Raw genomic sequence first — 12,907 nt, 5'->3', positions numbered from 1 at the left:
ATCACAAGGGTATCAGCCGGTGTTTTTGCTGAAGCTTGTTGTGCAACCATCGCCAATGCCATAAGAGCAGAAACAAGAGAGCTGCTATTTTGTAATATTTTTTTCTTCAAGTTCATAGACTTTTCCTTTTAAAGTTTACTATATAAATTTCCCACACAACAAGCACATGCTTAATAATAAGGTTAGATGACCCATAAGCGCCTCAAACAAAGTATTATTAAAACCTTCAAACAACACCACTTACCAACCACGGACTTCTACCCACACCTATAAGCCAAGACAAACCAAAACATGCAACAACAAACACTCTGACATACAATGAATGCTCCCCCATAACAGAGCCTATTCATGATGTCATAACGCCTACAATTGAAGACTATAAAACCACTATTTTCTCTCTTTTGTCGGGTAAGCTTGTCTCTTCTTTCCTCTCGCCTTTTTATGCTATCAAAAGACTCTTCCTTGTTAGCTTAAGCGCCTTAATAACAAAGAGCTCTAATAACAATTTGACATTTTAACAAAACAGGAAAATTCACCCATCAACCGACATGACCTCCTCCCCCTACAAGAGGAATTTTGAATTTTTCCATAATCCTCTGCCAAATAACAGCTTTTAAATTATATTTTATTTCTAAATAAAAGGAGCATGGTCTCCCCCCGATATTCCTTTACGCACCCGCACATAACAAAACTTTTTTCCACATCGTATTTTTAATATCTTTGCTCCTTTAACAACACTCAATTCATTGCTTACATTTTTTCAGAAAAAAAAGAGCTTTTCAATGCACTAAGGTTGAAATATCTAAATATAATACCTATATAAGCATACCCTTATTAGAATAGATAGTCTTTTTTTAAGTAAACTGTCTTGAAATATTATTTCTATACACGACAATAATAAGTTCGTGACAAAATCTTCAATATACTAGAACTCTCACTCTGATAAGAAATGCTGAAACGTTATAAAATTTCTCTACAAATTCTCAGAGACGAAAGGATATCCCTTCATTTAATAAAAGAAGCGCCATGAAAATATCGCAAAAAATGCAATAAAACATGTGTATATTTCAAAAACCAGCACCGTTAACCAGACTAAGGTGATAAACTCAAAAAAGTAAGAAAAAATAAAAAAATGTTTTTCCTTTATGATAATAACATCGTTGTACTATGATAATACAATAAAAAACACGATCTTCGAAAGTATCTTAGAATGAAGCGAAAAAAAAATTTATTAAATTCTTTTCATGCGTTTCTTAGAGAAAAATTAAGCCGCGTTAGTCTAAAATTGCTTATTCTTTCATTCTTCATTGGCATCGTAATGAATTTTTTGGGATGGACACCTCGAAACCTCATACAAAAAATAGTAGATTTTTTTCAATCACTATGGGAAGCAGGATTTATAACGCTTACAAATTTCTTCCATATAACTATGACAGGAGCTATTGTTGTTGTACCTATTTTTCTTATCTTACGAATTTTTCATAAAAAATAAAAGCCTTAACATTTTCCTTGCGTTAATCTTTTCGAAAAATCAAACGACACAAAAATCCTGTAGTAATAGCAATAATCACTGCAACAATACCATATAAAAAACGATACTTGTGCGCTGCATAAAAAATTGTATAAGTGATATGTGCTTTAACAATTTCAAGAGTCGTTGTAGCACTATCAATAAACTGTCCATCACGAAAAAGATAAGCACGAACTTTATAATGTCCAACTGGGATATTTGCTGGCAAACGAAAATGTGCTGTGAAAAGTGTGTCAGAACCAAAACGAACCCCACCCACTTCCTCATAATAAAGGCTTTTAGCTTTTTGCAATTTTATAAGTTCATCGCGAAAGGTTTGTATTTTTTTCTGATCTTGTTCATCCGTCTGCAATGGCAAATAGAGTAATCCTAACCCTAAGCGTTTATAATCTTCAATGCTTGTAATATCGCCAATTTCACGTGTTGTGACCATAGAGTAAAAAAGAGGAACCTTTTTAAAAATAAGAGAATCTGTATTGACCCATACACCGGCATTGCGTTTTTTTTCTCGCATCACCATTGTCCGATCTTGTCCCTCCAAGCTTACAACAATATCGTAACGGTTCTGTCGAGAATATAATGGATCAATATTTTCCAAAACACCAGCAATATAAAGATCACGACCAGCAAAATTTGCATCCACAGTAATCGTATTCGTTGTTACAATAATTTGGACAGTTTCGTGGTCAACTTGATCAATGAATGTAGCTGGCGTCCCAACATGTGACCATGTAGAAAAAGAAATAAAACAAAAGCAACCTGCAATGATGTATAAAGAAAACAATCTACCCATTTTTATCTCATAAGAATATCCAGAGAGAAAAGATTATCAGGGCGTATAAATAATTGAAAAGCAAGACGCATACACACAATCAACACTAAAAATGCAAGCGCCATACGCAATTGTTCAGCCTTTAACTTCCGTCCAACCCGTGTTCCATATTGCGCACCAATACTTCCTCCAAGCATTAACAAAAAAGCCAAGACAATATCAACGGACTGATTAGTCATACTTTGCAAAACTGTCGTGAAAGAAGACACAAATGTAATCTGAAAAAGTGAAGTCCCAATCACCACACTGGTTGGAACACGCAGAAGATAAATCAATGCTGGTATCATAAAGAACCCCCCACCAATTCCCATAATAGAAGACAACAACCCCACAATGAGACCAATCCCTAAAACTGGAATAATGCTAACATATATCATAGATGTCCGAAAACGCATTTTTAAGGGTAAGCGATGAATCCAGTTATGTCGACCAGCAAGACGAATATTGGCTTTTCCTGCCTTACGCTTGCGCATCATATCATACCAACTTTCAACGATCATCAAGCTTCCTACACTTCCAAGAAGAATCACATAAAGAAGCGAAATCATTAAGTCTAATTGACCTAACTTTTTCAAAACAGAGAAAACCTGAATCCCGATTAAAGAACCAATCCCTCCTCCAAGCGCCAAAAGAATACCAAGTTTAATATCGAGCGTACGTCTTCTAAAATGTGTAATTGCTCCTGTTACAGATGACGCAATCATCTGGTTGGCACCTGTTCCAACAGCAATAGCAGGAGGAATATTATAAAAAATCAATAACGGCGTGATGAGAAACCCACCACCGATTCCAAAAAGGCCTGAAAAAAAACCAGCAACGACTCCCATACCAATCAAGATCAGCATATTGAGTGACATTTCAGCAATTGGTAAATAAATACTCACTTACAGAACCTTCAAGATAATTTGAGGTTTTTTTAACAATTAGAGAATCCTTCTCCAATTATCCTCTTTTCCAATAATCTCTGTTGCGTGTTTAAAGGATAATTTTAGCTTCTATAGCTTCCGCACAAACACGAATGCGCAATACATTTCACATATATTAACATCAACATCATAAAAATTAAAAAAAACGAGCTCCTTTTAAAAAGCTATAAAAACATAACGTTATCGCTACCACAAATGCAACGGTTAAAAAACAAAGAATACCTTTTTTTACCAAATAAGATAAAAACGAGACATGTTCCCGAGACTGCATCCTTAAAGAAGAAAAATCATTCTCAATACAATGATTAGATGCCTGAGCACCCATCATCCCCTTTTCTTCTATCACAGCATGCTTCCCTCCTCCCTCAGCCTTTTTAAAAGAAGATTTCAGAGCATCACTGGGCAAAGGGCTTCTATTTTCTTGCTGCAACGTATTTTCAACATTTGTTTGGAGTGAAATTATGCTGTTTTCTTTCGAAAAATTTTGCACCTTTTGAAGTAATAAGTGTTCTTGATTTCCCTCACATTCCATGTGAGCAAGTTTTTGTACAACAGAATCAGGTGATTTTGAACGAGACACCCGTCGTGTTACCGCTGCTTCTTCTAAGCTTTTTTTTTCACTCTGCAAACTTTGAACAATTGTTTTAATCTGCTCTAAAAACTGGAAAAGCTTTTTTTCTCTTTGACGACGTATATAATGTTCAGCCAAAATGGCCCGACTAATATCATCTAAGTAAGATTTAAAATGCTCTTCTACAGAACTCTGCTGCATTAAAGAACGGGGCGAATGCTTCATTTGCATTTGCGCATAAACGGTGCGTAATTTTTGAGCAATATCCGACATCGTTACTTCTACAGAAGTATCCATTCTCTCTTTCTGTTCAACAAAAGAAAAGACTTTATCGTTCCTAACCTGTTTGGTCGCCTGGTCGATCGTATGACCCTTCGTATTCACAAACGCCTACCCCTCATTAACCTTTTTGAAAAGAATCGCAACAAATGATGAGAAAGTGTGCTCTATTTTAGTAAATAGAGCTTTAAGAACTCCCAAAAACTTTTGTATTAGAAATATTTTCCCCAATTTTTATCCAAAATATTTGAAAGAAAGATCTTTGATTTTTCTGTCTTCAAGATTTGAAGAGCAAAATCATTCCCCCCATTTTTATCTTTTTCACTTAATTTTTCATTGCATAAAGGACCTATTGCACCATCATAAACAAAGCATAAGAAGCTAAAAAAGAATATTCTCACAAGACAGATTGATTTTTTTACTTTTTATTCAAGCAAATAAGGCAATTATGGCAATGCAAAAATATGAAGATTGAAAATGACGACGAGAAAGTACAAGTAAACATAAAAAAGCTTATACGAAAGAGAACACAAGTTATAAATTGAGACTTCATTCTAAACAATTTGGTTTCTTATGAGTATTGCTATAAACTTGTAACATACAAACAAAGAGGATCATTATGAAGACAATTGTCGCTGTCAAACGTGTTGTTGATTATAACATCAAGATACGCGTCAAACCCGATAGTACAGGCGTTGATCTGTCTCACGTAAAAATGTCTATGAATCCTTTTGATGAGATAGCCGTGGAGGAGGCCGTTCGCCAAAAAGAATCCGGTAAAATTTCAGAAGTTCTTCTTGTTTCAATTGGCCCAGAAGCAGCTCAAGAAACTCTACGAACAGGACTTGCAATGGGAGCTGATCGCGCACTTCTTGTCACAACGGATCAAACACTTGAACCCTTAGCAATTGCTAAGATTCTCAAAACCATTGTTGATGAAGAAAAACCCGACATGGTCTTTTTAGGAAAACAAGCAATTGATGACGATAACAACCAAACAGGACAAATGCTCGCTGCTCTTCTTGGGTGGGGACAAGCAACTTTTGCCTCACATCTTAACATAGAAAATGGGCATGCTACAGTTACTCGTGAAGTTGATAATGGAACACAAACCCTTTGTCTTCCCCTTCCCATGGTTATGACCGCCGATCTACGGCTCAATGAACCGCGTTACACCTCTCTCCCCAATATCATGAAAGCAAAAAAGAAAATTATTGAACAAAAATCTCTTACTGATCTTGGCGTCGATACGAAAGCACGCTTAACAATTTTAAGCGTTGAAGAGCCAAAACCCCGTCAATCCGGTATAAAAGTGGCAAATGTAGTAGAACTTGTCAGAGCCTTAAAACAGAAGAACTGCATTTAATATTCTCACCACTAGAGTAAAAGCAACACTCACATAAAAGGGCAAAAACTTATGGCAATTCTTTTATTGGCCGATCATAATACAGAAGAAACAGCAAAAGTACTCACCGCTGCACGCGTACTCAGTAATGATATCGATATTCTGGTTTGCGGAGAAAAAATTCAAACGATAGCGGAAAATAGTGCTAAACTTAATGGTGTGCGGCAAGTTCTTATTGCAAAAGCAGACTATTTAGCCCATCAACTTGCCGAGCCTATGGCAGATACAATTCTCATGTTAGCAAAGGATTATGATGTGATCATGGCAGCATCCAGCAGTACTGGGAAAAATGTGATGCCGCGCGTAGCAGCTCTTCTTGATCTTATGCAAATTTCAGATATTACCGCTATTCTTTCACCCAATACCTTCAAACGACCAATTTATGCAGGCAATGCATTTGAAACTGTACGCACCAATGATTATAAAAAGATTATAACAGTTCGCACCGCTTCTTTCACCCCAACACCTTCCCAAAATAATTCTGCTCCCATTAAAACAATAACACCAGCTCCCAATCCAAATCTTTCTTCTTTCGTAAAAGCAGAGACAAACAAAAGTGATCGTCCTGATCTCACCTCAGCACGTGTTATTATATCAGGCGGGCGTGGTCTTGGTTCTCAAGAGAAATTTATGTCCCTGCTTCTTCCTCTTGCAAACAAATTAAATGCTGCTTTAGGTGCCAGCCGCGCAGCAGTGGATGCAGGCTATGCTCCCAATGATTGGCAAATTGGACAAACAGGAAAAGTCGTTGCCCCTGAACTCTATATCGCCGTTGGCATTTCCGGTGCAATCCAGCATTTAGCCGGTATAATGGATGCACAAATTATTGTTGCCATTAATAAAGATGAAGAAGCTCCCATCATGCAAATTGCCGATTACACCCTTGTAGGTGATCTCCACCAAATTATTCCAGAATTGGAGAAAGCTTTATAAGCCATGAAAGCACCTCTGCATGACCAACGTGAAAGTATGGAGTTTGACATAGTCATTGTCGGAGCAGGACCTGCAGGGCTTTCTGCCGCAATTCGTTTTAAACAAATTAATCCTGAGCTTTCTGTCACAATTGTTGAAAAAGGGACCGAAGTTGGTGCACATATTCTCTCTGGCGCAGTTGTTGACCCCATTGGTATCGATACACTCTTACCAGAATGGCGAAATGACAATGATCATCCCTTCACGACCCCTGTTACCCGTGACCAGTTTTTTTTTCTAAAGCCTCAAAAGGCTACAATATTTCCTAATATTCTGCATCCCAAAATCTTATCAAATGACGGGTGTTATATCGTTTCGCTTGGAAACGTTTGCCGCTGGTTAAGCAAAAAAGCTGAAGCATTGGGTGTTGAAATCTATCCTGGTTTCGCAGCAACAGAACCCATCATCCAAAAAGATAACGGAGCTATTATTGGTGTTCTCACCGGAGATATGGGGCTTAACAAAGATGGAACTCCTGGAAAAAATTATATGCCTGGTATGGCTTTATTGGCAAAATATACTTTAATTGCGGAAGGAGCACGCGGCTCAATTGCAAAACAACTGATACAACATTTCAACCTTAGCAAAAATCGTGAACCACAAAAATTTGGTCTTGGTCTCAAAGAGCTCTGGGAAATTGATCCCAACAAACACCAACGCGGTTTAGTGCAACATTTCACGGGTTGGCCCTTAGACAATAATACCGGTGGCGGTGGCTTTATTTATCACCAAGAAAACAATATCATTTCTGTCGGTTTTGTTGTGCACTTAGATTACAAAAATCCTTATCTTTCTCCCTTTGAAGAATTTCAACGTTTTAAAACACATCCAAAACTCTATAAAATCTTTAAAGGTGCAAAGCGTCTTTCCTATGGTGCACGTGTTATCAGCGAAGGAGGTTGGCAATCTGTACCAAAACTCACCTTTCCTGGTGGGGCGCTTATTGGCTGCTCTGCTGGATTTGTGAATGTTCCTCGTATCAAAGGATCACACAATGCCATCTTATCTGGCATATTAGCTGCCGATAAAATCGCTACCGCTCTTGCACAAGGGCGTGCCCATGATGAGGTTAAAGAAATCGAAGAACAATGGCGAAAAGGGCTCATTGGCAAAGATCTTTATAAAGTGCGAAATGCCAAACCGCTCTGGGCAAAATATGGGACAAAATATGGAATTAAACTTGCCGGTTTTGATATGTGGTGGCAACAACTGTTCGGATTTTCCTTATTTAAAACACTCTCCCATGGAAAGGAAGATTATGCATGCCTTGAACCAGCAGAAAAATTTCAACCCATTGCTTACCCAAAACCAGATGGCGTTATAACCTTTGATCGCCTTTCAAGTGTTGCCCTTTCCAATACTCATCATGAAGAAAATCAACCTTGCCATTTAAAAATAGCCTCATTAAAAAAGCAAAAGGACTCTGAATATGCAATCTACGGAGGACCTTCCACAAACTATTGCCCCGCCGCTGTCTACGAGTGGCTAGAGTATAATGATCATCTGACTTATGTGATCAACGCTTCAAATTGTATACATTGTAAAACGTGTGACATCAAAGACCCAAACCAAAATATCACTTGGATCTGTCCGCAAGGCAATGAGGGCCCCTTCTATCCCAATATGTAATTTTCCAATGTATAATCATTGTTCATTCTCCTAAAATTGAAATATACAAAACGCAATGGATAAAAATATTTCCCTCAGATCAGAAATCTATCAATTACCTTCCTGCATACGTTCTTTCACAATGTAAAAAGAACTCTATTCTCATATAAAATACTCTCCCTACCGCATGACTTTTTTCAATAGAAAAACATAACATATTTTTATCAAAATTTTTTTATTTAAATGACAAAACAATAATGAATATATTCATGACAATTCTGCGATAAAGGAACAGCCGCGGTTCTCGAAAACCTGAAGGAAAATAAGCCTGTTCTACTTTACCCCCTCTCCCATATGATCCAAAATGCTTTTAGCCCTCTCATAAGAAACATCAATCGTTTTAACTAGCCAAGAGCAAAACCTACGGAGGTACAATTCAAGTTTATTTTTTCTCCTACACTTGTCAAGTAATGCTCACTCAAGAAAAACCACGAATGAATGTAGAAAAAACATTGTGAGATAAAGAGATAAAGAGCATGCTTGTTCAAGCCCTTTATAATGTTTCTACTGATAATGACACGAAAAAATCTTTAATCTCACATTAACCTTTTATTTTTGCATCAAGGATAATCGCCTTGCATCTAACCTTTACCAATATACTGTAATGAATGTGTACAAATACCGTAAGAATAAGCAGATGCCAAGCCATGGAGACTATCGCTATTAGCAAAACACCTGATAAAAAACAAAATAGCTTTCATGACCACTCTATGACGCGTTTTATAGAGTTGTTTTTTTATAAAGCTTGTGCTTTCGCTATTGCTTGTAAATCAACATCCAAATTGAACACAAGTGGTATATTTAAAAGAAAGATTAAGGTGAATGAAAGCTCTGCACGCCGTTCCAGCTCTTGTAGCTAGAGCAAAAATATTGCATATTCTATTTGAGTAATCTCTGAAACGAAAATACAGCTTCATTTAGCAAGAATATGAAATCTGAAAGGAAAAAAAACTATTTTTCTCTTTACTATCATCTGTCCATTCGGTTTTAAAACTTTCAAAAGCATCACAATATCCTCTAAAAAGAAGAGATAACGTATTGTCCCCGCTTTTATTACTTACGTTTTTTTATGGGAGCATATCCTTCAGAAAAAATAAGGTATCCAAAATTAAAGCAAACTTGTGTTGTTCAGTCATGGGCTTATTTTTAAGAATAGCTCTCAACACATATCAAACAATTATTTCGCGACACTATCCGAAAAAGGTATAACGCACTCCTGTGAACGAACAGTTCCATATTTACGAAATAAAAAGCACAAGCTAATAGCATCATTTTCTCTGCGATCCCCAATGATGCGATAATCTTTGCTTTGAGAAGGTTTCAAGATGCACGAAAATGATTTTGATTAATTGACTATAAGAAGAACTAAGATAATTTTACGATATTTAAAGCTCCTAATCAATAAGCAAAATAATAAATTCTCCATTATAAATCAAATCTTTAAGATAAAATTTAGCCTTAAACTTTTCTAAGGTACTCATTATACTGTATACTGTTAAAGCTGTAGAGAATATGAAAAAATAAAGTATTTTTCTGATAAGAGCTTATATTTGATTAATAACAATACAGTCAGCTGCCAGTTAACTGTATGTGTTTCAAAAGGAGTTATTTACATTTGCTCAGAAAAATATTTTGGATATCAATAGAATATTTGAAAAATCGGCGTTATGGAAATAATCTAAAAAGCTTAGCTTTTAAAAGAGCACAAACAAGCATGAGATGATAACATGCGCAAAATTGTTTTTTGGTTCTCGAAGGAAAAACTTTATAGAAAATCATGGGGCTGATAGAATATTGGTTACATTTGGAATTTGTTTTACTGGAAAAAATAACGCGGATCAAAATAGATAATAATGTTAAATTAAGACGTTAAATATGAAATTATCTTATTGTAGTGTAATCGATTATTCGAGTAAGGTAAGCCTTTGTAATGATAAAAAATGTGCTGGTAAAAAATGAGCCAAAATGGCTTATGAGTATGGATAAAAATCTTGTGGTGAGGAGAGTTTAATGAAAAGAAAAGAGCATGTGTGAAAAAGCATATTTTATAGGTGCGCATGCTTATTCTGCACCCGTTATAGAATCAGGGCTTTATCTTGTGGCAACACCTATCGGAAATCTTGCAGATATTACGCTTCGTGCTTTGCAAGTACTTGCAGGAATTGATATTTTAGCGTGTGAGGATACGCGAGTAACACGTGTTTTGTTGGAACGTTACGGTATTCAAAAAAAACCTTTTCTCTATCATGAATATAATGCGCAAAAAGCGGGTCCGAAGCTCTTAGCGGCTTTAGCAGAAAACAAAACAGTAGCACTTGTTTCAGATGCCGGAACACCACTTATTTCTGATCCTGGATTTCGATTGGTGGAAGAGTCCCGTAAAGCTGGTCATAAAATTATTCCTATTCCTGGAGCATCCGCTCTTTTAGCCGCTCTTATACCGACAGGGCTTCCTACTGATAGCTTTTTTTTTGCAGGTTTTTTGAGTGCACGAAAGCTACAGCGCCGAAAACGGTTGGAACAATTAAAAGAGATTCCAGCAACTTTGATTTTTTATGAATCACCGCATCGTCTTGTTGAAACTTTACAGGATATGGTCACTCTTTTTTCGGCTGATCGACCTGCTGCCATTTGTCGTGAATTAACAAAAAAGTTTGAAACAGTAGATGTTTCCAATTTGGGAAATTTGTTAGAAAATTACAGAAAACAAGCACATATTCGTGGGGAAATTGTTGTCCTTGTTGGAGAATCATCTTCTTCTTTAAATGTGATAAGTGATCAAGAAATTGATGAAATGCTATTAGAACGCGCACGGACACATTCTGCTGCTCAAGCGGCAGCTTTTGTTGCAAAAAAAACCGGTTTTAAAAAGCAGGAACTTTTTCAGCGATTAATCTTTTTAAAAAATGCGTAAAATGATACAAAAAAAACGCAGACAAAAGTCTTTTTATCGAGGGGTTCGTGCAGAAAAATTGGCAGCTTGGTGGCTACGTTGCAAAGGGTTTCACATTGCCGAAAGGCGTTTTAAAACAAAATGTGGAGAAATTGATTTAATTGCACGACGCGGAAATCTTGTGTTAATCGTTGAAGTTAAAGCACGTTCAACGTTGGCTGAAGCAATGGAAGCGGTTTCCCGAATGAATGAAAAGCGAATTGAGGCAGCTGCCGATATTTGGCTCGCACGGCAAAAAGATTATGCCCTTTTGTCTGTACGCTTTGATTTAATTGCAATTTTACCTTGGCGTTGGCCACAGCATATCCCTGCATTTTTTACATCTGATCAATAAACGGCACCCCCCGTTTTAACCATATTCAATAAAAAACATTTCGTTTTTATGTGCATATGCGTTAAAAAGTGTGTAATAATTAAGCGCTATAAGGAGCGAAATATGGATGATTATGAAAAGTTTGCAACAGGTTTGCTCATTGTTTTTGGAGCGCTAATTATTGGTGGCTTAATGGCAATGCATATTGTGCTTATGAATAAACCGGGGTTTTTATTTGCATTAGCCGCAGCTGTTGTTGGTTGGTTTTCTGCTTTTGCCGTTCTCTTTGACAAGCCTAAAATCTATTTGGGCTTGATTATTTTTGCTATGTTATGTGTTGCTTCTTCAATTAGCGTTTATGTTAGTTAAAACACCTGAAATGTTGATTGAAATTCCTTTTAAAATATGAAACTGAGAAATAGATAATGAGACTTGGCTTTTTGGGAACGGGTACAATCAGTGCTTCAATGGTGAATGGCTTAATGAAAAGCAACTTTGATGTTTCTTCCATTATTGTTTCGCCTCGCAATGCACAAACAGCAAAGCGCCTTTCACGCACTTATGATAAAGTTATGATTGCTGAAAATAACCAAGCGTTGCTCGATGTTAGTGATTGTGTTTTTCTTTGCTTGCCCAACCAAATTGCAGAAGACGTTTTGTGCTCTCTTCGTTTTCGTCCAGAACAGCTGGTTATTTCCGTACTTGCTATGGCAAAAGCAGCAGAAATAGAAGAGTGGATTAATCATAAAGTTTATCGTGCTGTTCCATTACCTTTTGTTGCAGAATGCAAAAATTTGACACCAATCTATCCCAATCATCCCTTTTTACGCACTTTATTTGATGCATTGGGGGGCACATTGGTGCTGGATAAGGAAGAGCAGTTTAATCTTTTTATGACAGCTGGTTCACTTATGGGAGTATATTTTAATTTTATAGAAACTGCCCATCAATGGTTTATAACACAAGGGTTAAAAAAACAGCAATCAGCAGAATTCCTTACCATGATGTTTGGAAATCTTACAGATGAAATGCGTAAAACTATAGCAACGGATCGTTCTGTATCTCTCGATTTTGCACTGCTTGAAAAAGAGTTTTCAACAAAGGGTGGAACAAATGAATTTTTGTCAAATTACTTTTCTCATCAAGGGGGAAGGAATGCTTTAACAACAGCTCTTGAGGCTACTTTGCAAAAAATGAATGCTTCTAAAAAGAAATGTTGAGATTTATATCAAGAAAACTCGTATCAAAAAATGATTTTTAAAATATTTTTTACAACCTTTTACAATTTTTCTAAAATATTTTTATTTTCGGTCTTCTTCTTTTTGCCTCAAGTCCAATATTTTTTTCTACCTCATGGCTCTATCTCTTCTAATTTGGGTCCCCTTCAGGTTACCCAAACGTATGAATAATTTTTTGTTTATTTAACCTATATACTCCACTCACACATTAAAACTTCC

At 36.5% G+C, this 12,907-nt stretch carries 11 protein-coding genes; 8 read left to right on the top strand and 3 right to left on the bottom strand.

What is annotated here, in order from left to right; genetic code table 11:
• Positions 1–1,210 precede the first annotated feature (1,210 nt).
• On the top strand, positions 1,211–1,492 hold the full coding sequence (locus tag ACFIME_RS08820; RefSeq protein ID WP_375633233.1) for a DUF6460 domain-containing protein: 282 nt from the start codon (positions 1,211–1,213) through the stop codon (positions 1,490–1,492).
• Positions 1,493–1,514: 22 nt separating this feature from the next.
• Here the strand turns inward: ACFIME_RS08820 and ACFIME_RS08815 are convergent, their stop codons facing one another.
• The 3 genes from ACFIME_RS08815 to ACFIME_RS08805 form a co-directional block, all read right to left on the bottom strand.
• Positions 1,515–2,324: a TIGR02186 family protein gene (locus ACFIME_RS08815; protein ID WP_375633234.1), complete on the bottom strand. Its 810-nt coding sequence runs from the start codon at positions 2,322–2,324 to the stop codon at positions 1,515–1,517.
• 2 nt (positions 2,325–2,326) lie between these two features.
• Positions 2,327–3,247: a sulfite exporter TauE/SafE family protein gene (locus tag ACFIME_RS08810; RefSeq protein WP_375634912.1), complete on the bottom strand. Its 921-nt coding sequence runs from the start codon at positions 3,245–3,247 to the stop codon at positions 2,327–2,329.
• 178 nt (positions 3,248–3,425) lie between these two features.
• Entirely contained in the window at positions 3,426–4,244 is an 819-nt protein-coding gene (locus tag ACFIME_RS08805) for a hypothetical protein (RefSeq protein ID WP_375684813.1), read from the bottom strand.
• 514 nt (positions 4,245–4,758) lie between these two features.
• Here ACFIME_RS08805 and ACFIME_RS08800 point away from each other — a divergent pair.
• The 7 genes from ACFIME_RS08800 (at position 4,759) to ACFIME_RS08770 (ending at position 12,670) form a co-directional block, all read left to right on the top strand.
• Complete coding sequence (locus tag ACFIME_RS08800; RefSeq protein ID WP_375633237.1) at positions 4,759–5,505, top strand: electron transfer flavoprotein subunit beta/FixA family protein; 747 nt, start codon at positions 4,759–4,761, stop codon at positions 5,503–5,505.
• Positions 5,506–5,556: 51 nt separating this feature from the next.
• Positions 5,557–6,477, top strand: a complete 921-nt coding sequence (locus ACFIME_RS08795) for an electron transfer flavoprotein subunit alpha/FixB family protein (RefSeq protein WP_375634916.1) — start codon at positions 5,557–5,559, stop codon at positions 6,475–6,477.
• Between the two features lie 3 nt (positions 6,478–6,480).
• Positions 6,481–8,145: a 4Fe-4S dicluster domain-containing protein gene (locus tag ACFIME_RS08790; RefSeq protein WP_375684812.1), complete on the top strand. Its 1,665-nt coding sequence runs from the start codon at positions 6,481–6,483 to the stop codon at positions 8,143–8,145.
• A 2,065-nt stretch (positions 8,146–10,210) separates the two neighbouring features.
• A complete protein-coding gene (rsmI, locus tag ACFIME_RS08785; protein ID WP_375633239.1) occupies positions 10,211–11,098 on the top strand; it encodes a 16S rRNA (cytidine(1402)-2'-O)-methyltransferase in 888 nt (295 codons plus the stop codon).
• Positions 11,099–11,102: 4 nt separating this feature from the next.
• Complete coding sequence (locus ACFIME_RS08780) at positions 11,103–11,471, top strand: YraN family protein (protein WP_375639807.1); 369 nt, start codon at positions 11,103–11,105, stop codon at positions 11,469–11,471.
• A 102-nt stretch (positions 11,472–11,573) separates the two neighbouring features.
• Entirely contained in the window at positions 11,574–11,819 is a 246-nt protein-coding gene (locus tag ACFIME_RS08775) for a hypothetical protein (RefSeq protein WP_330168884.1), read from the top strand.
• Positions 11,820–11,875: 56 nt separating this feature from the next.
• Positions 11,876–12,670, top strand: a complete 795-nt coding sequence (locus ACFIME_RS08770; RefSeq protein WP_375662658.1) for a pyrroline-5-carboxylate reductase — start codon at positions 11,876–11,878, stop codon at positions 12,668–12,670.
• The last annotated feature ends 237 nt before the right edge of the window (positions 12,671–12,907 follow it).

It is taken from the genome of Bartonella sp. AP1QHHD (assembly GCF_042196265.1).
In the GTDB taxonomy this organism is placed as follows: domain Bacteria; phylum Pseudomonadota; class Alphaproteobacteria; order Rhizobiales; family Rhizobiaceae; genus Bartonella.
Note: the sequence above shows the minus strand (reverse complement) of the source record. Positions and strands in the feature narration are given on the sequence as shown.

Bases quoted from the DNA above. Each gene is read 5' to 3' on its own strand.
- ACFIME_RS08820 (WP_375633233.1), top strand. From the start codon at position 1,211: ATGAAGCGAAAAAAAAATTTATTAAATTCTTTTCATGCGTTTCTTAGA.
- ACFIME_RS08815 (WP_375633234.1), bottom strand. From the start codon at position 2,324: ATGGGTAGATTGTTTTCTTTATACATCATTGCAGGTTGCTTTTGTTTT.
- ACFIME_RS08800 (WP_375633237.1), top strand. From the start codon at position 4,759: ATGAAGACAATTGTCGCTGTCAAACGTGTTGTTGATTATAACATCAAG.
- ACFIME_RS08795 (WP_375634916.1), top strand. From the start codon at position 5,557: ATGGCAATTCTTTTATTGGCCGATCATAATACAGAAGAAACAGCAAAA.
- ACFIME_RS08790 (WP_375684812.1), top strand. From the start codon at position 6,481: ATGAAAGCACCTCTGCATGACCAACGTGAAAGTATGGAGTTTGACATA.
- rsmI (WP_375633239.1), top strand. From the start codon at position 10,211: ATGTGTGAAAAAGCATATTTTATAGGTGCGCATGCTTATTCTGCACCC.
- ACFIME_RS08775 (WP_330168884.1), top strand. From the start codon at position 11,574: ATGGATGATTATGAAAAGTTTGCAACAGGTTTGCTCATTGTTTTTGGA.
- ACFIME_RS08770 (WP_375662658.1), top strand. From the start codon at position 11,876: ATGAGACTTGGCTTTTTGGGAACGGGTACAATCAGTGCTTCAATGGTG.